Here is a 21847-nt window from a genome sequence, read left to right on the forward strand (position 1 = left end):
GCACCGACGACGACGGCCCCCGGATCGTGGAGATCCGGGGGCCGTCGTCGTGCGCGGGCGGGTCTACCGCCGGCAGGTGCGGGTCAGAACGCGGCGCGGTGGCGCGGCTTGCGCTCGCCCCGGTCGTCGGCACGGTCGAAGCGGTCACGACGCTCGTCACGACGACCCGACGGCCCGTGGCCGGCCCGCGGGCCGCGGGACGCGGGCGCGCCCTCGTCGAGACGGATGCGCAGCGCCTTGCCCGCGACCCGGGCCCGCGAGATGCGGTCCATGGTGACCGCGTCGAGCGGTGCGGTGATGTCCACCAGCGAGAACGACGGGAAGATGTCGATCTTGCCGACGTCCGACCCGGCCAGGCCCGCCTCGTTCGTCAGCGCGCCCACGATGCCGCCGGGCATCACGCCGTCCTTGTGGCCGACCGACAGGCGGTAGCGCGTCCCGACGGCGTCGCGGCGGATGCCGCGCGTCCCGTCGCCCTCGCGCCGGCCCGACGCACGGTCGCCGCGCGACGGGCGCTCACCCGTGCGCTCCGTGCGACGCGTCTTCGCCTGCTCGCGCGCCGCAGCACGCTCGGCCTCGAACCGCTCCTGCTCCTCGCGGGCACGAGGGCCGTCGTCACCGACCGCGAGCGCCGCCATGGCCGCGGCGAGGTCGACGGGGTCGACGTCGTGCTCGGCGAGGAAGGTGCGCACCATGTCGGCGTACATCGACAGGCGGCCCGCCTCCTGGCGGGCGGGGACCTGCCCGAGCAGGGCCCGCACCTTGTGCGCGGACACGTCCGCGGGGGAGGGGATCTCGATCTCCTGCAGCGGGGTGCGGGTCGTGCGCTCGATCGCGCGCAGGCGCCCGCGCTCGTGCGGGGTGACGAAGCTCAGGGCTTCGCCGGTGCGGCCCGCGCGCCCGGTGCGGCCGATGCGGTGCACGTACGCCTCGGGCTCGCCCGGCAGGTCGAAGTTCACGACGAGGCCGATGCGGTCGACGTCGAGGCCGCGCGCGGCGACGTCGGTCGCGACGAGGACGTCGAGCGCACCGGAGCGCAGGCGCTCCACGATCCGCTCGCGCTCCTTCTGCGCGACGTCGCCGGAGATGGTCGCGGCGGAGATGCCGCGCTCGACGAGCGCGGACCCGACCTCCTCCGCGGCGCCGCGCGTGCGGGTGAACACGATCGCGGCCTCGGCGTCGGACGTGGCCAGGACGCGCACGAGGGAGCCGGTCTTGTGGCGGAACGGCACGACGGCGTACGTCTGGCGCACGCTCGTCACCGTGGAGGACTGGCGCGCGACGGCGATCTCGACCGGGTCGGTGAGGTGCTCGTTCGCGACGCGACGGATCGGGGCGGGCATCGTCGCGGAGAACAGCGCGACCTGACGCTCGCGCGGCGCGCGGGAGAAGATCGTGTCGACGTCCTCCGCGAAGCCCATGCGCAGCATCTCGTCGGCCTCGTCGAGCACGAGGAACCGCACGTCGTCGAGCACGAGGGTGCCGCGCTCGATGTGGTCGATGACGCGCCCGGGCGTGCCGACGACGACCTGCGCGCCGGCCGCGAGCGCCCGCTGCTGCGGCTGGTAGGGCGAGCCGCCGTACACGGCGACGACGTCGACCTTCGGCAGGTGCGCGGCGAACGACTCGACGGCGTCGGCGACCTGCATCGCGAGCTCGCGCGTCGGGGTGAGGACGACGGCCTGCACGCGCCGCAGCGTGGGGTCGATCGCGGCGAGCAGCGGGAGGCCGAACGCGGCGGTCTTGCCGGTGCCGGTCTGTGCGACGCCGGTGATGTCGCGGCCCGAGAGGAGCGCGGGGATGGCCTCGGCCTGGATCGCGGACGGGGTGACGAACCCGAGGTCGGCGACGGCGCGCTCGAGGGGAGCCGGCAGGCCGAGGTCGGAGAACACGGGGCCGGCGGGAGCGGTCTGCTCCGCGACGGCGGGGGAGGTGTCGGTGGAGTGGTCGAGGGCGTGCGCGGGCACGACGACGTCAGCAGTCATGAAAGGGTGAGGACCGTTCGTCTCGGGGTGTGGAGTGGCGTGCGGTCACCGGGTCGGTTCTCGCAGGTCGCACTCCCGAACACACCAGGCCGGCCACCACCACGATCGGGGAGATCAGGGGGGATCGGCCACTCTCACGGACACACGCGGGACGAGCGACGAACTCCAGAGGTGCACCCATCGTACCGGAGCGTGCGGGCAGGCCGCGGGCCCGAGGCCGGTGACGTCCCTCACCCGCACCCGCACCGCCGACGCACCACCGACCCCGGGCACCGGGCGAAGCGGGTGATTTCGGGCCCACCCGGTCGCCGCGCCCGGAAATGAGGGCCGAGGTCACCGGGCACGGTACGTAGGATGGTCGCGCGCGGCAGGTCGCCGCGACGGCGCGACGTGAGCACGGGGCGGTGGGTGTGACGGCAGGGCAGCAGGTCAGCTCGCGCGTCCTGACCGTCCCGAACGTCATCAGCCTCCTGCGGCTGCTCCTCGTGCCCGTGTTCGCGGTGCTCATCGTGCGCGGCGACGACGTGTGGGCCCTGCTCGTGCTCGCGGTCTCCGGCGCGTCGGACTGGCTCGACGGCGTGCTGGCGCGCCGCCTGAACCAGGTGAGCCGCCTCGGGCAGATGCTCGACCCCGCCGCCGACCGTCTCTTCATCCTCGTCACCCTCCTCGGGCTCGCGTGGCGCGACGTCGTGCCCGTGTGGCTCGTCGTCGCGATCGTCGCGCGCGACCTCCTCCTCGCGGGCCTCCTGCCGCTGCTCGCCCGCCACGGCTACGGGCCGCTGCCCGTGAGCTTCGCGGGCAAGGCGGGCACCTTCGCGCTGCTGTACGCGTTCCCGCTGCTGCTGCTCGCGGAGATGCCCGGCTGGCTCGGCGACATCGCCGCCGTCACCGGATGGGCGTTCACCTGGTGGGGCGTGGGCCTGTACTGGCTCGCGGGCGCGCAGTACGTGCTGCAGACCCGGGCGCTCGTCCTGCACGACCGCGCCGCCCGCACCGACCGGCCCGGGCCCGCGACGAAGGAGACGCCGTGACCGACACGCGACCGGACCAGCACGGCCCCGCGCGCCGCGCGCCCGTCGACGCGTCCATGACCCTCCTCAACGAGGTCATGCACCGCCCCCTCGACCCCGGGTACGCCGCCGCGGCCGCACGCCGCGCCGCCGGACAGACCCCGCACCGCGGGCGCACCGGCACCGTCGCGCTCGTCGCCCTCGCCGTCGTCCTGGGCGTCGTCACGACCGCCGCCGCCGTGCAGCTGCGCGCCCCGCAGCCCGGCGTCATCGCCGCGCGCGAGACCCTGGAGCAGGAGATCCTCGAACGCCAGGCCACCGCCGAGGAGCTCTCGGCGCGCGGCGCGGAGCTCTCCGGCGAGATCGAGCAGCTCCAGGGCGCGGCCCTGAGCGGCGCGAGCGCCGACGTGCTCGACGGCCTCCAGCAGGAGGGCGCGCTCACCGGCACGCAGGCCGTCGAGGGCCAGGGCGTCGTCGTCACCCTCGACGACACCAGCGGGGGCCTGTCCTCCGGGGCCACCGACGCGAGCACCCTCGTGCACGACTCCGACCTGCAGCGCGTCGTCAACGCCCTGTGGGCCGGCGGCGCCGAGGCCGTCGCGATCAACGACCAGCGGCTCACCGGCCTGTCCGCGATCCGCAGCGCCGGCGACGCCGTGCTCGTCGACCTGCAGCCCCTCGTCGGCCCCTATCGCGTCGAGGCGATCGGCGACCCCGACGCGATGCGCACCTCGCTCTTGCGGTCCGGGACGTCCGACTTCCTCCAGCTCCTCGGCAGCCAGTACGGCATCCGTTCCGGCGTGACCACGCAGAGCCGCCTCGACCTGCCCGGCCGGTCCGCACCCACGCTGTTCTTCGCGCACGCCCCCGAGACGACCGTAGACTCCGACGCACCCGCCGAGGAGACCGGGCCCGCGCCGGGCACGACCGACGGGTCCGGGACCCCACCCGCACCGCACGAGACAGGGCAGGAGATCGTCGAATGATCGCAGTCGTCGGACTGGTGGTGGGCATCGTCGCAGGCCTCGTCCTGCAACCCACCGTGCCCGTGTCGCTGCAGCCCTACCTCCCCATCGCCGTCGTCGCCGCCCTCGACGCCCTCTTCGGCGGCCTGCGCGCCCGCCTCGACGGCCTGTTCGACGACAAGGTCTTCCTCGTGTCGTTCCTGTCGAACGTCGTCGTCGCCGCCCTCATCGTGTTCCTCGGCGACCAGCTCGGCGTCGGCAGCCAGCTCTCGACCGCCGTCGTCGTGGTCCTCGGCATCCGCATCTTCTCCAACGCCGCCGCGATCCGGCGCCACATCTTCAAGGCGTGAGCATGAGCCGCGACCCCCGCGACCAGGCTCCCGGCGACCGGCCCGAGCACCCCGCCGCGCCCGCCGGCGGCGACGCAGGCGCCCCCGCCGAGCCGGGCACCGAGCCCCCGACCCACGACACGACCGGGCCGGACGCCGACCACGACGCGACCGGACCGGCGACCACCGACGTCGCGCACGCCGACGCCCCCGATGACGCGACCCCTGACGCTCCTGGTGCCGACACCGCCGCGGACGACCCCCACGACGCCGAGCCTGTCGCACCCGCGGAGCCCGTCGCGCCCCGCGCGGACGCCACCGGCGAGGCCCCCGCCACCCCGGCCACGACCGACCCGGCTGAGGCTCACCCGGCCGCGGCCGCGCCGTCGGCCACGCCCCACGACGACGACCCCGTCGAGCCCGCCGCGGTCCCCGGCGACCCCGTGACCTCGTCCGACGAGCCGGCCGGGCACGACGAGACGCCGGGCGCCCCGGACGGGGCCACCGGCGCAGGGGAGCGCCCCGCACCCGCCGACCGCACCGACCAGCCCCACGACGCGCCCGCCACCGACACCACGCCGGCCGACACCACGCCCGGCGACACCACGCCCGGCGGCGGCACGCCCGAGCCGGCCACCCGCCCCACCGCCGCGCGTCCGGACGAGCCCTCGAGCACGACCATCCCCGAACCGGAACCGGTCACCGGGGCGACGGCCGCCGTCGGGCGCCACGGAACCCCCACCCAGCCCGAGCCGCGCGGGCTGCGCGGGCTCGGCCGGGCCATGCGCCCGCGCGCGTCGCGCTCCCAGGTCATGGTCGGCGTCCTGTGCGCGCTGCTCGGCTTCGCGCTCGTCGTCCAGGTGAGCCAGACGCAGGAGGACCAGCTGTCCTCCCTGCGCCAGAGCGACCTCGTGCGGCTGCTCGACGACGTCACCCAGCGCTCCGGCGAGCTCGAGGACCAGGTGTCCTCGCTCGAGGCCACGCGCGACGAGCTGCAGTCCGGCTCCGGCCGCGAGCGCGCCGCTCTCGAGCTCGCCGAGCAGCAGGCCGAGACGCTCGGCATCCTCTCCGGCCGGCTCCCCGCCGCAGGCCCCGGCGTCGAGATCGAGGTCGTCGAGGGCGCCGAGCCGCTCGAGGCGTTCGGGCTGTTCAACGTGCTGGAGGAGCTGCGCAACGCCGGCGCCGAGGCCATGGAGGTCAACGGCGTCCGACTCGTCGCGAGCAGCTACTTCGAGGACACCTCCGACGGCGTCGTCGTCGACGGGCAGGTGATCTCGTCCCCGTACCGGTGGACCGCGATCGGCGACCCCTCGACGCTCGAGACCGCGCTCGAGATCCCCGGCGGTGCCATGGCGTCGTTGCGCGCCGACGGTGCGCGCACCACCGTCACCCAGCAGGACCGGGCCGAGGTCACCGCGACCGTCGAGCCCCGCGAACCCCGGTACGCGACCCCCGTCCCTGCCGACGAGTGACCCGGCTTCCCGCAGGCCCACGGCCCGGGGTAGGTTGGGACGACCGAGGGTCGCACGCACAGCGTGACCTGCGGGTGTAGTAGTTTTCGAGCACCAGTTTCCCGCACCACGGGGGCGCGTCCCCCGGTGCGGTTTCCGAGCTCGAGCACGACGTGCGTGAGCCCCGAGGAGGCGTGATGAGTGTCCCAGGCGGTCCTGAGGTGCCGAACCGGGCGGGCAGCGACACGACGGTCAGCTTCGGCCGGATCGAGGCCCCGATCGAGGAAGGCGTGCAGCCCGGTGGCCTGAGCCCCGAGGAGCACGCTGCCGTCGCCGCCCTGCCCCGCCACTCGGCCCTGCTCATCATGCAGCGCGGCCCCGGCCAGGGCTCGCGCTTCCTCCTCGACGCCGAGCGCACCGTCGCGGGGCGCTCCGAGCACGCCGACATCTTCCTCGACGACGTCACGGTGTCCCGCAAGCACGCCGAGTTCGTGCGCGAGGGCGAGCACTTCGTGGTGCGCGACGTCGGGTCCCTCAACGGCACCTACGTGAACCGCAGCCGGATCGACGCGGTCGTCCTCGGCACGGGCGACGAGGTCCAGATCGGCAAGTACCGGCTCACGTTCCACGCCAGCCCGCACGCGGGGGCGTCGGCGGGCGGGGCGGCCTCCCCGTCGTGAACACGTCCACGGGCGCCGCGCACGCCACGGCCCCGGAGCCCGCGGACGGGCCCGAGCCGTGGCCGCAAGGGATCTCGCGCCGCGCGACCATGCGCATCTCCGACGTGCTGCGCGCACTGCGGGCCGAGTTCCCCCACGTCAGCCACTCCAAGCTGCGCTTCCTCGAGGAGCAAGGGCTCATCGAGCCGGTGCGCACCGCGTCGGGCTACCGCCAGTACAGCCCCGCCGACGTCGAGCGGCTGCGCTACGTCCTCGTCGAGCAGCGTGACCGCTACCTGCCGCTGAAGGTCATCAAGGACCGCCTCGCCGCGCTCGACGCCGGGACCGACGTCGAGGCGCTCGCCCCCCGTCTCGCGACCACCGACGGCGAGCCGGGTTCGGCCGCCGTCCGCCAGCGGTACACCGTGGACGCGCTCGTCTCGGCCGCCGGCGTCGAGCGCGAGCTCGTCGAGGGCCTCATCGAGGCCGGCGTGCTGCGCCAGGCACCGGGCGGGCAGCTCGACGCGCGCTCGCTCGACGTCGTCGTGCTCGCCGCGGGCCTCGCGGACTACGGGATCGAGCCGCGCCACCTGCGCTCCCTGCGCACCGCCGCGGACCGCCACGTGAGCCTCGTCCAGCAGGTCGTCTCGCCGTGGCGCGGCCAGCAGAGCCCGTCCGCGCGCGCCCACGCCGGCACCGTCGCCTCCGAGGTCGGCGAGCTGTGCGCGCAGCTGCACACCGTGTTCGTGCGCCAGGGCGTCGACGACCTCACCCGCTGAGGCCCTCGCCCTCCCGCCGGGACCCGTGCCCACCCCCTGCCGGATACCGGGCGGAGTCGTACCGTGGAGGAGTGAGCGACGACGTCCCGATGGTCCCGGTGGAGGTGCTGGGGGTCCGACAGCAGCAGCGCGACCAGGAGATCGTGGTGCTGCTGCTCGACGACGCGTCCGAGCTCGTGGTGCCGATCGTCATCGGCCCCCGCGAGGCGAGCGCGATCGCCATGGCGCAGGCAGGGCTGCCCACGCCACGGCCCATGACGCACGACCTCCTGCGGGACCTGCTCGACGCCGTGGACGTCCGCCTGGAACGGGCGGAGATCGTCGCGCTCGACGGCGGCATCTTCTTCGCCGAGCTCGTCCTCAGCAACGGCGTGCGGCTCGACTCGCGCGCGTCGGACGCGATCGCGGTCGCGGTGCGTACCGGGAGCCCCGTGCTGTGCTCGGCGGAGGTCGTGGCGACAGCAGGCGTCGAGGTCGTCGACCTCGCGCAGCAGGAGGAGGTCGAGAAGTTCCGCGACTTCCTCGACCACGTCCAGCCCGAGGACTTCTCGGTGGACGAGTAGGGACGGTCCCCGGTGCGAGCGACCCGACTCTCGGGCCGCGGTCGAGGCTTCGGGGACACACAGGACAACATGGACCTTCGACCTCAGGTCGAGGGTTCAGCGGTCGGCGCGACGACGTCGCGGGCGCGACACGCCCGCACCCCCCGGGGCGTCGGTCGTTGACGGCCCCCGACGGCGCCCATAGTTTGGTCGTGACATCACCCCAGGAGGCGACAGTGAACAGCAGCGGTGAGGCGAGCGTCGGTGTCGGCGCGGCAGTTCCGCAGGGCGCGCAGGGCCTCCTCTTCGGTGAGGACATCACCGAGCAGGACACCACCACCGGCTACCGCGGCCCGACGGCGTGCCGTGCGGCAGGCATCACGTACCGCCAGCTCGACTACTGGGCCCGCACGGGCCTCGTCGAGCCCACCGTCCGCCCGGCGTCCGGGTCCGGCTCCCACCGCCTGTACAGCTTCCGCGACATCCTCGTGCTCAAGGTCGTCAAGCGCCTGCTCGACACCGGGGTGTCGCTCCAGCAGATCCGCACCGCCGTCGAGCACCTGCGCGAGCGCGGCGTGGACGACCTCGCGCAGATCACGCTCATGAGCGACGGCGCGAGCGTCTACGAGTGCACCTCGCCCGACGAGGTCGTCGACCTCGTCCAGGGCGGGCAGGGCGTGTTCGGGATCGCCGTCGGTCGCGTGTGGCGCGAGGTCGAGGGCACGCTCGCCGAGCTGCCGACCGAGTCCCTCGACGACGAGGACGGCACCGCGACGAGCCCGCAGGACGAGCTCGCCCAGCGCCGTCGGGCCCGCACCGCGGGCTGACCCTGCCGCCCGGCCGGGCCGCACGAGGACCGGCCGCGAGCGCCGACGCACCCCTGAGAGGCGTGTGGACCACGTCACAGCGGGTGCGGCGACCCGTCCGGCGGCGCCGTGGGAGGATCGGCCGGTACGCGCGGTGCGTGACGCCCTCCCCGGCGCCGTGACGCCGCACGGTCGACGGATGGAGTGCCGGTGTTCTCGAAGGTCCTGGTCGCCAACCGCGCGGAGATCGCCGTCAGGGCGTTCCGCGCCGCCTACGAGCTGGGGTCCCGCACCGTCGCGGTGTTCCCGCAGGAGGACCGCAACTCCGAGCACCGGCTCAAGGCCGACGAGGCGTACCTCATCGGGGAGCCCGGTCACCCGGTGCGTGCGTACCTGGACATCGAGGAGATCGTGCGGGTCGCCCGGGAGGCGGGTGCGGACGCCGTCTACCCCGGGTACGGGTTCCTCTCGGAGAACCCCGACCTGGCGCGGGCGTGCGCGGACGCGGGGCTGACGTTCGTCGGTCCGCCGGCGGAGGTGCTCGAGCTCGCGGGCAACAAGGTGCGGGCGCTCAAGGCGGCGCGCGAGGCGGGGCTGCCGGTCCTCGCGTCGAGCGAGCCGTCGGCGGACGTCGACGAGCTCGTCGCGGCCGCGGACGAGATCGGGTTCCCGGTGTTCGTCAAGGCGGTCGCAGGCGGCGGCGGTCGCGGGATGCGGCGCGTCGACGTGCGCGAGGACCTGCCCGAGGCGCTGGCCGCGGCGATGCGCGAGGCGGACGGCGCGTTCGGCGACCCGACGGTGTTCCTGGAGCAGGCGGTGCTGCGGCCGCGGCACATCGAGGTGCAGATCCTCGCGGACGGCGCCGGGAACGTCGTGCACCTGTACGAGCGGGACTGCTCGTTGCAGCGTCGTCATCAGAAGGTCATCGAGATCGCGCCGGCGCCGAACCTCGACCCGGCGGTCCGCGACGCGCTGTGCGCGGACGCGGTGCGGTTCGCGCGGCACATCGGGTACCAGAACGCGGGCACGGTCGAGTTCCTCCTCGACACGGTCGGGGAGCGTGCGGGGCAGCACGTGTTCATCGAGATGAACCCGCGCATCCAGGTGGAGCACACGGTGACCGAGGAGGTCACCGACGTCGACCTCGTGTCCGCGCAGATGCGGATCGCGGCGGGCGAGACGCTGGCGGACCTGGGCATCCGGCAGGAGGACGTGCGCGTCAACGGCGCCGCGCTGCAGACCCGGATCACGACGGAGGACCCGGCGAACGGGTTCCGCCCGGACACGGGCCGGATCATCGCCTACCGGTCCCCGGGCGGGGCGGGCGTCCGGCTGGACGGGGCGACGGCGACGGCGGGGTCCGTCGTGTCGGGCCACTTCGACTCGATGCTGGTGAAGCTCACGTGCCGCGGTCGGGACTTCCCGACGGCGGTGCGGCGCGCGCGTCGTGCGCTGGCGGAGTTCCGCATCCGCGGCATCCGGACGAACATCCCGTTCCTGCAGGCGGTCCTCGCGGACCCGGAGTTCGTCGCGGGCAACGTCGCGACGTCGTTCATCGACGAGCGGCCCGAGCTGCTCGCGGCGCGCGAGAGCGCGGACCGTGGCACCCGCCTGCTCGCGTACGTGGGGGACACCACCGTGAACCGGCCGCACGGGGAGCCGCGGGCCACGAGCGACCCCGCGGCGAAGCTGCCGGCGTTCGACCTGACGGTCGCGCCCCCGCCCGGGTCGCGCCAGCAGCTCCTCGAGCTCGGCCCGGAGGGGTTCGCGCGGGCGCTGCGCGGCGAGCAGCGGCTGCGCGTCACCGACACGACGTTCCGCGACGCGCACCAGTCGCTGCTCGCGACGCGCGTGCGCACGCACGACCTGGCGGCCGTCGCGCCGTACGTGGCGCGGGCGACGCCGCAGCTGTGGTCGGTGGAGGCGTGGGGCGGGGCGACGTACGACGTCGCGCTGCGCTTCCTCGGGGAGGACCCGTGGGAGCGGCTCGCGACCCTGCGCGCCGCGATGCCGAACCTCGCGATCCAGATGCTCCTGCGCGGCCGTAACACGGTCGGGTACACGCCGTACCCGACGCGTGTCACGGAGGCGTTCGTGGAGGAGGCCGCGGCCACGGGCATCGACGTGTTCCGGATCTTCGACGCGCTCAACGACGTCGACCAGATGCGGCCCGCCATCGAGGCCGTGCGCGCGACCGGCACGACGGTCGCCGAGGTCGCGCTGTGCTACACGGGCAACCTGCTCGACCCGGCCGAGGACCTGTACACGCTCGACTACTACCTGCGCCTCGCGGACCGCATCGTCGACGCCGGCGCGCACGTCCTCGCGATCAAGGACATGGCCGGGCTGCTGCGCCCCGCCGCCGCGAGCCGCCTCGTGACGGCCCTGCGCGAGCGGTTCGACCTGCCCGTGCACCTGCACACCCACGACACGTCCGGCGGGCAGATGGCCACGCTGCTCGCCGCCGCCGCGGCGGGCGTCGACGCGGTCGACGCCGCGAGCGCCGCGATGGCCGGGACGACGAGCCAGCCGCCGCTGTCGGCGCTGGTCGCCGCGCTGGAGCACACCGAGCGCGACACCGGGCTGTCGCTGGCGGCGGTCGCGGACCTCGAGCCGTACTGGGAGGCGGTGCGCCGCGTGTACGCGCCGTTCGAGTCGGGCCTGCCGGGGCCGACGGGCCGCGTGTACGAGCACGAGATCCCGGGCGGGCAGCTGTCGAACCTGCGCCAGCAGGCGATCGCGCTGGGCCTGGGGGACCGGTTCGAGCAGATCGAGGCGATGTACGCGGCCGCGGACCGGATCCTCGGGCGGCTGGTGAAGGTGACGCCGTCGTCGAAGGTCGTGGGCGACCTCGCGCTGCACCTCGTGGCGGCGGGCGCGGACCCGGCGGAGTTCGCGGCGGACCCGCAGTCGTTCGACATCCCGGACTCCGTGGTCGGGTTCCTGGGCGGCGAGCTGGGCGACCCGCCCGGGGGCTGGCCGGAGCCGTTCCGGTCGCGCGCCCTCGCCGGCCGTGCGGCGCGCGCCGGGGTCACGCCGCTCTCGGCCGAGGACGAGGCGGAGCTCGCGCAGGAGGGGGAGGTGCGCCGTCGTCGGCTCAACCACCTGCTCTTCGCGGGCCCGACGAAGGAGTTCGAGCAGGTGCGGCAGGCGTACGGGGACGTGTCGGTCCTCGACACCCCCACGTACCTGTACGGGCTGGAGCCTGGGCAGGAGGTCGCGGTCGCGCTCGGCAAGGGCGTCCGCCTGCTCGTGGGCCTCGAGGCGATCGGCACGCCCGACGAGCGCGGGATGCGCACGGTGATGTTCACCCTCAACGGCCAGCTGCGCCCGATCCAGGTGCGCGACCGTGCGGTGGACGTCGACGCGCGCACCGCCGAGAAGGCGGACGCGACCCAGCCGGGCCAGGTCGCGGCGCCGTTCGCGGGTGCGGTGACGCCGGTCGTCGTCGTGGGCGACGTCGTCGAGGCGGGGCAGACGGTCGCGACCGTCGAGGCCATGAAGATGGAGGCCGCGATCACGACCCCCGTCGCGGGCACCGTCCAGCGGGTCGCGATCGGCGCGGTGCAGCAGCTGGAGGGCGGCGACCTCGTCCTCGTGGTGGGCTGAGGGGCCGACCCCGCACGAGCGGGCGGGCAAGGACGACTCGAGGAGGATCCATGCAGGTCACGTTCCACGGTCACGCGTGCGTCACCGTGCGCCACGGCGGTCAGGTCGTCGCGATCGACCCGGGCACGTTCAGCGACGCCGCGGCAGCGCTGGCGGACGCCGGCACGGCGCTCCTCACCCACCAGCACCCCGACCACGTGGACACCGGCGCCCTGGGCGACGCCCTCGCGGCCCGGCCGGAGCTCACGGTGTGGGCGCCGGAGGAGGTGGCCGCCGCGGTGCGTCCGTCGCTGCCCGACGGCGCGGCGTCGCGCGTGCACGTCGTGGCTCCGGGGGACGGCCTGGACCTGGGCGGTCTGGAGGTCGTGGTCGGCGGCGGGCGGCACGCGGTGATCCACCCGGACATCCCACGGATCGCGAACGTGACCTACCTCGTGCGCGGGGACGGCGCGACGCTCCTGCACCCGGGCGACTCGTTCGACGCCCCGGACCCGGGCGTGCTGGGCGGACGTCGGCTCGACGTGCTGCTGGCACCGGTCTCGGCGCCGTGGCTCAAGCTCGCCGAGACGATCGACTTCGTGCGCGCGCTCGACCCCCGGGTCGTGGTCCCCGTCCACGACGCCCTGCTGTCGGACGTCGGGCACGGCCTGGTGAACCGGCTCCTGGGCGAGCAGCGCACCGGCGGCACGTACGAGTACCGGCCGCTCGCGACGGGGGAGTCGTTCGACGTCGCCGCCGGCGCGCTGGACGGCGCGGCCGACGCGGTCGCGCGCGAGCTGCGCGACGAGCACCCGGAGTTCGGCGAGGTCGCGCTGCTCGAGGCCGACGAGACCGTGCCACCGCGCCCGGAGGAGGAGGCGGCCGACGTGCTGCGCTCCGACCCGGCCCGCTGAGCCGCGGACCCCGCTCGCCGTCGTCGTCGCCCTCCGGCGGCGACGACGACGGCGCTGCTACAGCAGCGGGCGCAGGGGAGTGAGGACGACCTCGCTGAGCTTCGCCGCCACCGAGCGCGAGTCCCACTCGTCGAGCGTCAGCTCGCGCGAGTTCGACAGGTCGACCTCGAACACCTTCTCCATCTGCTCGGCCACCCCAGGGTCCGTGATCTCGAGGTTCACCTCGTAGTTCCCCGTGAGCGACAGCCGGTCGATGTTCGCCGTGCCGATCGTGGTCCACGCGCCGTCGATGGTCGCGGTCTTCGCGTGCACCATGGCGTTGCGGTACAGGTGGATGCGGACCCCGCCCTTGAGCAGCGCCGTGTACAGACCGCGCGACAGCCAGTCGGCGAGCACGTGGTTCGAGCGCTCGGGCACGAGGACCCGCACGTCGACGCCGCGCGCCGCGGCCGCGAGCAGCGCGGCCAGGATCTCCCGGTCCGGGATGAAGTACGCCTGCGTGATGTAGACGTGCGAGCTCGCGCGGTCGATCGCGTCGAGGTAGATCCCGCGGATCGGGAACACGAGGTGCGCCGGCGCGTTGCGGGCCGCGCGCAGCCGCGGCTCCCAGTGCACCGACCCCGGGTCGGCGAGCAGCGGCTGGTCCGACGAGCGGTTCGCGTTCCAGAAGTCGACGAACGCGTTGCGCAGCTCCCACGCGCTCGGCCCCACGAGGCGGACGTGCGTGTCGCGCCACTGCGTCGCGTACAGGGCACCGATGTTGTAGCCGCCGACGAACGCGATCTCGTCGTCGACGACGAGGATCTTGCGGTGGTCGCGGCCGGACTTGCGCACGTTGAGCATGAGAACGCCCGGGCGGAACACCGGGTAGCGGATGACGTGGATCGGCTCGGGCAGGTCGAAGAACGCCTGCGGGACGACGAGGTTCGCGAAGCCGTCGTACACGACGAACACCTCGACGCCGCGCTCGCTCGCCTCGACGAGCGCCTGCTTGAACTCCTCGCCGAGCGCGTCGGCCTTCCAGATGTACGTCTCGAGCAGGATGCGGCGCCGCGCACCGCGGATCGCGCCGAGCATCTCCCGGTACACGTCCTCGCCGTACGTGAAGACGGTCGTCGTGGTGCCCGCGACCTCGACGTCGGCGGGGGCCGAGCGCGGGAACGACGCCTCGGTGGTGTTGCGGCGCTTGCGGATCGCGTCCGCGGTGACGAGCACGCCCGCGACCGTCACGGGTGCCGCGACGGCCACCACGAGCGCACGGGAGAGCAGACGGCGGGCGGTGCGCAGGGCGGAGTCGGCGGACAGGTGCACGCACTCACCGTAGCGGGCGGCACCCCGGGCGCGACCGGAAGACGGGCGTGCCGCGGGTGAGATCCCGCACGGGCCCGTCCTCGGACCGTTCCTGGTGTGTCCTGAGCGCCTCCTCGGTGCTTCCTCAGTGCGTCCTCAGTGCGAGCGCAGCGCGCGCACGAGCTCGGCCTTGCGCATGGAGGACCGGCCCTCGATGCCGATCTCCGCGGCGCGCTTGCGCAGCTTCTCGACGGTCCAGTCCTCGTAGTCGCCAGCCTTGCCGCCCTTGCGACCGACGCTCGACCGCGACGAGCCCGCCGCGGCGTTCGCGATGCGGGCCGCCTTCTCCTTCGAGTCGCCCTCGTCCCGCAGCTTCTCGTACAGGTCGGGGTCCTTGACGCTCGGACCCGGGTCACGCTTCGGCACGACGCCCTCCTCGGTCTCGGCCCGGCGGCCCGGACGGCTGCCGGTCTCCCGACAGGCTCTCGCCCTCGACACCTTCTCGCACGCGGACGACCTCCTCGCACGCGGCCTCCGCTCCCGCACGACGACGCGCGACGACCGCGCGTCCACGTGCCCCACGTACCCCGCCAGGGCGGTGAGCCCGGACGGGTCGCCGTCGCCGACGACGTCCCAGCGCACGTCCCCGTCGTCGAGGGAGGCGGCGAGCGTCCGCGAGCGCCGCGACGAGCCGTCGGGGACGACCAGCGCGAGCGTGGCGCGGCCACGACCACACGCGCTCGCCCCAGAGCGCGTCCAGGCCGACGACGCGCTCGCCGGTGACGACGACCGCGCGGTCCACGGTGACCGCGACGACCTGGGCGACGGGTTGCGCGAGCGGCGCGCACGGTCGTGTCCGGCGCGAGGAGCTCCACCCGGTGGAGCGGGGCCATGCCTGCGACGCTACGCCCCGCCCGGCGGGTGTCAGCGCCCCCGACGGCACCGCCCGCGTGCTGGGCGGGTCAGACCTCGCTGGGCTCGAGCGCCGCGGAGAGCGGGTGGGCCCGGATCGCGGCGGCCAGCTCGCCCTCGATGCGATCGAGGTAGACGCCCGTGGTCGCGATGGACGCGTGCCCGAGGAGCTCGGCCACGACCTTGACGTCCCAGCCCTCCGCGGCGAGCAGCGTCGCGGTCGTGTGGCGCAGCGCGTGCGGCGTCGCCTCGCGACGGTACTGCGCGGGCATGCGCTCGACGCAGCGCCGCAGCAGCCCGCGCACAGCCTGGGCGTCGATGCGACGCCCGCGCCACGACAGCAGGAGGGCGCGCTGCGCGTCCGGGTCGTCGGGCCGGCGCGCCAGGAGCGTCGGGCGCAGGCGAGCGAGGTACTCCTCCAGCGCGTCCGCGAGCGGGGGAGACAGCGTGACGGTGCGCACGTGGCCGCCCTTGCCCTGGATGCGCCACCGCGTCTGGTCCGGTTCGCGGGAGAAGTCGTCGAGGTTCGCGCGCTCGAGCTCGGACACGCGCGGGCCGAGGACCAGCAGGAGCGCGACGACGAGGCGGTCGCGGAGCTGAAGGTCCTGGTCGCGGCGCGAGACGGCAGGATCCCCGGGCGCGCGGGCGGCGGACACCTCGAGCAGCGACGCCGCCGAGCCCGCGGACAGCGCGGTGCGGGCGACGCGCAGCCCGTCGCGCAGACGGGCCGGGGGAGCGGCCCACTGCATCGGGTCCGCCTGCACCCAGCCCTCGCGCGCGGCGTGCGCGAAGAAGCGCGTCACCGACTGTCGGAACCGGTTGACCGTCGCTGCCGAGCGGCCCGTGCTGCCGGGCTTGCGCGATGCGTCGGCGTACCGTCCGTCGGGCGTGGTCTGGTAGCGCAGCAGGACGTCGTCGACGTCCTCGCCCGTGACGTCGTCCAGCACGCGCGCGGCTCCCGCGAGGCGCGCGAACTCCGTGACGTCCCGCTCGTAGCTGCGCCGCGTCGTGGGGGACAGGATGCCGCGCAGGGTCTGCGCGGCGACGGACGCGAGGTAGCGGTCGGCTGCCTCGGCGACGGTGATCCGCTCGAGGCGGGGCGGGGCGACCATGGGGCGGGCCTCCTGGGTGACGGGTCGCCGTCAGCCTAGGCCGCGCCACCCACACCGCTGTTCGGGTGCGGCGTGCTGACCTGCACGGACGTGCCGGGCGTCACGCTCCGGCGCCGCGGTCAGCGGGCCAGGTGCGCGACGTCCCCGACGGCGACGACGGCGCGGTTGTGGAAGTGGCCGTCCTCGCGCAGCGTCGTGATGCTGCCCGACGGCACCGGGAAGGCGACGTGCCCCGCGGCCTCCACGGGCATCCCGATCCAGGCGGCGACGACGAACGTGGCCGCGAAGCCGTGCGTCACGACGACCTGGTGATCCACGTCGCGGCGCAGGAGGTCCGTCGTCGCGGCGTACACCCGCAGCGCGACGTCGAGGCGCGTCTCGGCGCCCGCGACACCGACGTCGTGCCGCAGCCGGTCGCCCGTGGCGGGCGGCGGGACGAACCGCGCGTCGAGCCACGCCTGGGGCCGTCCGCCCGCCTCGCCGTAGGACGCCTCGCGCAGCCGCGGGTCGAGGCGCGCCGCCCCGCCGAGCGCGGCGGCGATCGCGGTCGCGGTGCGGCGCGTGCGCAGGAGGTCGGACGTGACGACGTCCGTGCGCGCACCGGCCGGGACGCGTGCGCGCAGCGCAGCCGCGACGAGCTCCGCGTGCCATAGCCCGGCGGGGGTGAGGTCGGAGTCGTGCTGGCCCCCGACGAGCCCGTCGACGTGGTGCGTCGCCTCCGGGTGCGTCACGACGTGCACGGTCCGCACGCGCGCGCCCACGAGGTCGGGCAGCGGGGGAGGGAGGAGCGGTCGGGGAGTGTCGGGCACCGGGACAGGGTGGCACACGCGCCGGGAGTGCGGCGGCGGCAGGGGGCGTCGCGGTGGTCGGTGTACACGGTGACGGAGGGGGAGCCTCGCCTGGGGCGGGGGATCGACGACTCCGGGGCACCTGGCAGCGGGAGGGTGACCCGAGAAGCGGCGGACCACCTGATGCGCGGTCACCGCGGGCACCCGCGTGTCACCATGGTGTTGACCTAAACACAATGGTTTGGGCTCTATGTCCGATTCTACGCATTATAGCCAATGGTGCGGTCGCGAACCACCCGTCGGCCGCACGGAGCTCCTGGGAGCTGCGGCAGGCTCTGGAGCGCCGATCCGTCGGGATCCTCGTCGGCGTCGCCGGCCGACCGGGTCCGCACGGGGGACACCGTGCGCCAGGCCCACACGCCGACGGCCGCGAGACCGCCCACGGCGCCGACCAGGAGGAACACCAGGACGGTCAGCACGAGCACCGGCAGCCAGGCGAGCGTCGCGCACGTCGTCAGGACTCGTCCGGACCGACGGGCGTCAGGTGCGGCGGCTGCGAACGCCGGCATGGCCGAAATGGAATCCGAGGACGCCGGTGCGACCGTCGTGTCGATGCCGGTCCGCGACGCACGCCGCAGGGATCGCACGACGCTCCCAGCCGGTCGGCGGTCGTCTCCGCGGGCCGCGGGGGCGAGAAGCTGCGGTGCGTACGTCGTCGTGCCCATGCCGAAGGGGAGTCCACCGGGGCGCCTCGTGATGCGCTGAAGGGCGCTTCGTTACGCCGTAATGACATAATGTACATTATCGGCGCCATGTCGAGCGGCGTGAGGAGAGTCCAGCAGCCCTCTCCGTACCCCGCCTGCGTGGGGTCTTCAGGTGTGTACTGGCCTCATGGGATCCGCTGGCCTGGAACCGTCCACCCGCTGCGCGATCGACGCGGTCACCGCGCTGCGCCTCGTGCACGACGACGTGCACCTCGGCACACGCCGCCCGCTCGTCGGCCCGTCCGTCCTGCGCAGCCACGCGCTCTCGATGCTGTACCAGGACGTGCGTCGCGGCGTCCTCGACGAGAAGACGGCACGCGAGCGTCTCGAGGGTGTCGCCTCCCTGCGGATCCGCCTGCTCGGTGACCGCGTCTCGCGCGCGACGGCGTTCCGCATCGCGCGCGAGCTCGGTACGGACGACACGGCGGACGCCGAGTACGTCGCGGTCGCGACGCTCCAGGCAGACGTCCTCGTGGCCGGTGACGAGCAGGTCGCCGCCGCGGCGGACGGTCGGATCCCGCTCGTCGCGTACGAGGACCTCCTGGGCTGAGCGCCCGGGCGCTCGTGTCCCGGGCCCTTCTGGTCGCCCCGTCCGAGCCGGGCCCGGGGTCAGTCGTCGAACACGTGCCAGCAGCTCGGGCTGCGACGCCGCTGGTCGTCGAGCACGAGCTCGCGCAGCTCGGCCGGGATGCGATCGCGCTGCCGATCCCGTTCCGCGAGCCGCGCAGCCTCGGCGTCCTCCCCCCGTGCTGCGGCGTCCGCGGCGGCCGCGCGGATCGCGTACGCCGCTGCGCCCAGCCCGTGAGCGGCGACGTGCGCCACGGCGACGGCCTGACCGGCCGCGAGCGCCGCGTACTTGACGGGTGCGACCTGGCCGCGGCCGGCGGCGTTGGCGACGAAGGCGGTGGTGTGGGCGGTCTTCATGGGGACGTCTCCGCGGATCCAGGCGCGGGCGATGTCGAGGGCGTCGCGGGGTCGGGTGTCGTCGGGTCGTGCGTGTTCGAAGAGGGGCAGGACGTGCTCGGCGCAGTCGACGGCCCATCGGGCGATCTGGTGGTGGTCCTCGTCGGTGAGGGTGCCTCCGCGGCGGATCGTGACGAGGCGGGGGTCGCGGTCGGTGGGCAGGATCGGCATGGTGCGATGCTCCCCCGGCCTGGTGTCGGGGCACCAGCCCTGGGGGCGCGTGGGCCAGGTCGTGGGGCCGGTGGGCGTGGGTGCTCTGGTGGGGTGCGGGTCGGGCGGCGTACGGTGCGAACGTCGTCCCCGTTCGTCGTCCGTCCGGGAGGTGCTGGTGCCTCTCCCCCGGCCGGGTCTCCTGCGTCGCGTCGTCGCGGCGGCGGGTCCTCTCCCCCGGGTCTGGCGGGTCGTGGCGGGCGGGTCGTTCCCGAGGAGGCGTTCATGGTCCGGTTCACTCGTTCTGACGATCTGCGGGGTGCGAGGTTCGAGGGTGTGGACCTGCGGGGTGCGCGGTTCGTGGAGCCGGACCTGTCGGGGGTCGTGGTGCGGGGTGCGCAGGTGGAGGGTCTGGACGTGGATGCGCCGTGGTTGGCGGACGGGGATGCTCCGGTGCTGGTGAACGGGGTGGACGTGCGGGGGTTCGTGGAGGCGGAGCTTGACCGGCGGTTCCCGGGCCGGGAGCTGCGGCGGGCGGCGGACCCGGTGGGTCTGCGGGCGGCGTGGGCGGCGCTGGAGTCCACGTGGGCGACGACGCTGGAGCGGGCGTCGATGCTGCCCGCGAGCGCCGTGGACGTGTCGGTGGACGGTGAGTGGTCGTTCGCGCAGACGCTGCGGCACCTGGTGCTGGCGACGGACGCGTGGTTGGGGCGTGCGGTGCTGGGGGTGGAGCAGCCGTTCCATCCTCTGGGACAGCCGGGTCCGCAGGCGGCGGAGGACGGGTTGGACCTGTCGGTGCTCGCGTCGGGGATGCCGTCGTTCGGCGAGGTGCTGGAGGCGCGGGCGGGCCGGGTGGCGATGGTGCGGGACTTCCTCGCGGGGGTGACGCCGGAGGTCCTGGGGGTGGTGCGTCGCAACCCGTGGTCGCCGGAGTATCCGGAGACGACGTTGTCGTGCGTGCACGTGATCCTCGAGGAGGAGTGGGAGCACCACCGGTTCGCGGTGCGGGACCTGGCTGTGGTCGAGGCGTCGCTGGCGGGGTGAGCGCGGGTGGCCTTGCTGTGGTGCGTGGGGTCAGGTGGTGCGTGACACCTGGGCGGCGAGGTTGGGGGTGAGCCGGGTGAGGTCGGGGTCGGCGGGGAGCCCGTCAGGGACGAGGGCGGCGGTGACGAGCGTCTGGGCGTCGCCGTACTCCACGCGGAGGTGGCCGTCGTCGAGGTCGGTGACGCGGCCGCAGGTGGAGGCTCCGGCGTCGTCGTCCGGGGTGTCGCCTTCGACGACGGTGACGAGGCAGACGACGTCCTGCCCGTCGCGGGTGCCCGCCCCGGCGTAGAAGGTGGCTCCGTCGAGCTCGCCGAGGCGTCGCGCGGAGATGGGGTCCATCTCGTCGGGCGTCATCGTGTCGACGAGGGCGTCGGCGGGGGTGGGTGCGTCGGCGAGGCGGGTGACGAGGTCCTGGGGTGTCACGGGTCCGGAGCAGGCGGCGAGGGCGACGAGCGCGGCGCCGACGAGGAGGGCGGGTCGGGCCGGGTGGCGGGACAGATCCATCGAGGATGGATATCACGTCGGGCGCTACGGTGGCGGCATGGATCGTGAGGCGTTCGTCGGCTTCGTCCGTTCTCAGGGGTGGGGCGTCGTGGCGTCTCTCGGCCAGGACGGCGGCCCGCAGGCGGCGTTCCTCGCCGTGGCGGCGACGGACGCGGGCGAGCTGGTGTTCGACGCGCGGGCGTCGTCGCGCAAGGTGGCGAACGTGGCCCGGGACCCGCGGGTCGCCGTGACGGTCGGGGGGACGGACGGGACGACCGTGCAGTGCGAGGGCACGGCGGACGTCCCGGCCGGTGCGGACCGGCGGCGCTGCGCCGCGGCGTACGCGGCGGCGTTCCCGCAGTTCGCGGGGTCGTTGCTGGACGACGGCATCGTGCTGCTGCGGGTCACGCCGGTGTGGGTGCGGTACGGGGACTTCCGTGACGGCCGGTCGGTGATGACGGTCGTCGACGTGACCGGGTGGGGTTCGACGGGGAGCTGACGGCGGCCCGTCCCCCGGTCGTGGCGTCAGCCGAGCAGGGCCTGCTTGGCGCGTGCGTACTCGGTGTCGGTGAGGTCTCCGGCACGGTGGAGGGCGGCGAGGCGTTCGAGCCGGGTCACGAGGTCCGCTCCCCTGCCGGTCGGTGCCGGGTCGGTGGTGGCGCGCCCGACGACCCGCCACAGGGCGCGGGTGAACACGCCGGGGCGGCGGTCGGTCCCGGCACGGTCGGGGCGCAGGTGCGGGAGCCGGGTGGAGGGCACGGTCCGGTCGTCGAGCTCGATGGTGCCGGGGCGGGTGGCGGCGAGGGAGCGGGCGAAGCGTGCGAACCGGGCGGAGGAACCTTCGAGCAGGACGGCGCGCGTGGCCCGGGCGGTGGGGTGCTGGTCGTCGCGCCAGGTGACGGCGACGGTGGGGCCGTCGCCGGTGACGGTGACGACGGGCCTTCCGGCGGGTTGCACCACGGTGTCGTCGCCGCGCACGAGCCGCAGGCGGGTGCCGTCCCACACGAGGCGGCCACCGGCGACGTGGAACATCGCGGGGTACCGGGGTGCGGTGGTGAAGCGGGCGGCGTCGGGTGCGGGCTGCGGTGCCCGCACGATGCCGACGGGTCGGCGCCGGGGCGGTGCCGCGACGTCGTGGTCGGGGCGGGGCGCGTGGTCGGCGAGCGCTTCGACGACGGGGACGGCGAGGGTCTGCGGGGCGGCGGGCGCCGCGCCCTGCTCCGGGTCGCCGGGTCCGGGGGCCCGGTCCTCGGTGGTGCTGCGGCTCATGGTGCTCCCCCGTCGTCGTCGGTCCCCCGATCCTGCCGCGACGG

Annotated in this window: 22 protein-coding genes; 13 read left to right on the plus strand and 9 right to left on the minus strand. The window is 74.8% G+C overall.

The genetic code is table 11. From position 1 onward, the window contains the following. Positions 1 to 83 precede the first annotated feature (83 nt). Entirely contained in the window at positions 84 to 1985 is a 1902-nt protein-coding gene (locus tag ACZ4MO_RS08160) for a DEAD/DEAH box helicase (RefSeq protein ID WP_175008561.1), read from the minus strand. A gap of 404 nt (positions 1986 to 2389) precedes the next feature. Between ACZ4MO_RS08160 and clsA the strand changes: the two genes are divergently transcribed. The 10 genes from clsA (at position 2390) to ACZ4MO_RS08210 (ending at position 13028) form a co-directional block, all read left to right on the plus strand. Continuing rightward, positions 2390 to 3016 (plus strand): cardiolipin synthase ClsA, encoded by a 627-nt coding sequence (gene clsA, locus ACZ4MO_RS08165; RefSeq protein ID WP_499278718.1) that lies wholly within the window; start codon positions 2390 to 2392, stop codon positions 3014 to 3016. Continuing rightward, positions 3013 to 3981, plus strand: coding sequence for a DUF881 domain-containing protein (locus tag ACZ4MO_RS08170; RefSeq protein WP_255437124.1), 969 nt, complete (start codon positions 3013 to 3015; stop codon positions 3979 to 3981). Before clsA ends, ACZ4MO_RS08170 begins: the two co-directional genes overlap by 4 nt. Beyond that, on the plus strand, positions 3978 to 4310 hold the full coding sequence (locus tag ACZ4MO_RS08175; RefSeq protein WP_021483549.1) for a small basic family protein: 333 nt from the start codon (positions 3978 to 3980) through the stop codon (positions 4308 to 4310). The genes ACZ4MO_RS08170 and ACZ4MO_RS08175 overlap by 4 nt, the downstream gene beginning before the upstream one ends. Before the next feature lie 2 nt (positions 4311 to 4312). Beyond that, positions 4313 to 5761 (plus strand): DUF881 domain-containing protein, encoded by a 1449-nt coding sequence (locus tag ACZ4MO_RS08180; RefSeq protein ID WP_175008560.1) that lies wholly within the window; start codon positions 4313 to 4315, stop codon positions 5759 to 5761. Between the two features lie 176 nt (positions 5762 to 5937). Further along, positions 5938 to 6420: an FHA domain-containing protein gene (locus tag ACZ4MO_RS08185; RefSeq protein WP_074806382.1), complete on the plus strand. Its 483-nt coding sequence runs from the start codon at positions 5938 to 5940 to the stop codon at positions 6418 to 6420. After that, positions 6417 to 7178 carry a transcriptional regulator FtsR gene (gene ftsR, locus ACZ4MO_RS08190; protein ID WP_255437122.1) on the plus strand — a complete coding sequence of 254 codons (762 nt, stop codon included), beginning with the start codon at positions 6417 to 6419 and terminating at the stop codon, positions 7176 to 7178. The genes ACZ4MO_RS08185 and ftsR overlap by 4 nt, the downstream gene beginning before the upstream one ends. 71 nt (positions 7179 to 7249) lie before the next feature. Then, positions 7250 to 7741: a bifunctional nuclease family protein gene (locus ACZ4MO_RS08195; RefSeq protein WP_499278721.1), complete on the plus strand. Its 492-nt coding sequence runs from the start codon at positions 7250 to 7252 to the stop codon at positions 7739 to 7741. 191 nt (positions 7742 to 7932) lie between these two features. Next, positions 7933 to 8547 carry a MerR family transcriptional regulator gene (locus ACZ4MO_RS08200; RefSeq protein ID WP_286186053.1) on the plus strand — a complete coding sequence of 205 codons (615 nt, stop codon included), beginning with the start codon at positions 7933 to 7935 and terminating at the stop codon, positions 8545 to 8547. A gap of 189 nt (positions 8548 to 8736) precedes the next feature. Continuing rightward, the gene (locus ACZ4MO_RS08205) at positions 8737 to 12135 is read left to right on the plus strand and encodes a pyruvate carboxylase (RefSeq protein ID WP_175008559.1); all 3399 of its coding nucleotides are present in this window, start codon (positions 8737 to 8739) and stop codon (positions 12133 to 12135) included. A 50-nt stretch (positions 12136 to 12185) separates the two neighbouring features. Further along, entirely contained in the window at positions 12186 to 13028 is an 843-nt protein-coding gene (locus ACZ4MO_RS08210; RefSeq protein ID WP_175008558.1) for an MBL fold metallo-hydrolase, read from the plus strand. A gap of 57 nt (positions 13029 to 13085) precedes the next feature. On the opposite strand, the gene ACZ4MO_RS08215 is transcribed toward ACZ4MO_RS08210, so the two are convergent. The 5 genes from ACZ4MO_RS08215 to ACZ4MO_RS08235 form a co-directional block, all read right to left on the minus strand. Continuing rightward, positions 13086 to 14339 (minus strand): phospholipase D-like domain-containing protein, encoded by a 1254-nt coding sequence (locus tag ACZ4MO_RS08215; RefSeq protein WP_083385039.1) that lies wholly within the window; start codon positions 14337 to 14339, stop codon positions 13086 to 13088. A gap of 135 nt (positions 14340 to 14474) precedes the next feature. Continuing rightward, on the minus strand, positions 14475 to 14744 hold the full coding sequence (locus ACZ4MO_RS08220; RefSeq protein WP_034656177.1) for a DUF7218 family protein: 270 nt from the start codon (positions 14742 to 14744) through the stop codon (positions 14475 to 14477). Between the two features lie 536 nt (positions 14745 to 15280). Then, complete coding sequence (locus ACZ4MO_RS08225; RefSeq protein WP_175008557.1) at positions 15281 to 16342, minus strand: tyrosine-type recombinase/integrase; 1062 nt, start codon at positions 16340 to 16342, stop codon at positions 15281 to 15283. A 119-nt stretch (positions 16343 to 16461) separates the two neighbouring features. Beyond that, on the minus strand, positions 16462 to 17151 hold the full coding sequence (locus tag ACZ4MO_RS08230; protein WP_209829171.1) for a histidine phosphatase family protein: 690 nt from the start codon (positions 17149 to 17151) through the stop codon (positions 16462 to 16464). A 239-nt stretch (positions 17152 to 17390) separates the two neighbouring features. Beyond that, positions 17391 to 17855: a hypothetical protein gene (locus tag ACZ4MO_RS08235; protein ID WP_499278723.1), complete on the minus strand. Its 465-nt coding sequence runs from the start codon at positions 17853 to 17855 to the stop codon at positions 17391 to 17393. 166 nt (positions 17856 to 18021) lie between these two features. On the opposite strand from ACZ4MO_RS08235, the gene ACZ4MO_RS08240 reads away from it, so the two are divergent. Next, a complete protein-coding gene (locus ACZ4MO_RS08240; RefSeq protein ID WP_175008555.1) occupies positions 18022 to 18444 on the plus strand; it encodes a type II toxin-antitoxin system VapC family toxin in 423 nt (140 codons plus the stop codon). A 59-nt stretch (positions 18445 to 18503) separates the two neighbouring features. Here the strand turns inward: ACZ4MO_RS08240 and ACZ4MO_RS08245 are convergent, their stop codons facing one another. Beyond that, on the minus strand, positions 18504 to 19028 hold the full coding sequence (locus ACZ4MO_RS08245; protein ID WP_175008554.1) for a putative immunity protein: 525 nt from the start codon (positions 19026 to 19028) through the stop codon (positions 18504 to 18506). 264 nt (positions 19029 to 19292) lie between these two features. Between ACZ4MO_RS08245 and ACZ4MO_RS08250 the strand changes: the two genes are divergently transcribed. Then, complete coding sequence (locus ACZ4MO_RS08250) at positions 19293 to 20051, plus strand: DinB family protein (RefSeq protein ID WP_175008553.1); 759 nt, start codon at positions 19293 to 19295, stop codon at positions 20049 to 20051. A gap of 30 nt (positions 20052 to 20081) precedes the next feature. Here the strand turns inward: ACZ4MO_RS08250 and ACZ4MO_RS08255 are convergent, their stop codons facing one another. Continuing rightward, complete coding sequence (locus tag ACZ4MO_RS08255) at positions 20082 to 20555, minus strand: hypothetical protein (protein ID WP_175008552.1); 474 nt, start codon at positions 20553 to 20555, stop codon at positions 20082 to 20084. 37 nt (positions 20556 to 20592) lie between these two features. On the opposite strand from ACZ4MO_RS08255, the gene ACZ4MO_RS08260 reads away from it, so the two are divergent. Beyond that, positions 20593 to 21033 (plus strand): pyridoxamine 5'-phosphate oxidase family protein, encoded by a 441-nt coding sequence (locus ACZ4MO_RS08260; RefSeq protein ID WP_175008551.1) that lies wholly within the window; start codon positions 20593 to 20595, stop codon positions 21031 to 21033. A 26-nt stretch (positions 21034 to 21059) separates the two neighbouring features. On the opposite strand, the gene ACZ4MO_RS08265 is transcribed toward ACZ4MO_RS08260, so the two are convergent. Further along, positions 21060 to 21803, minus strand: a complete 744-nt coding sequence (locus ACZ4MO_RS08265) for a hypothetical protein (protein WP_175008550.1) — start codon at positions 21801 to 21803, stop codon at positions 21060 to 21062. Positions 21804 to 21847: the final 44 nt, after the last annotated feature.

It is taken from the genome of Sphaerisporangium cinnabarinum, from assembly GCF_055567015.1.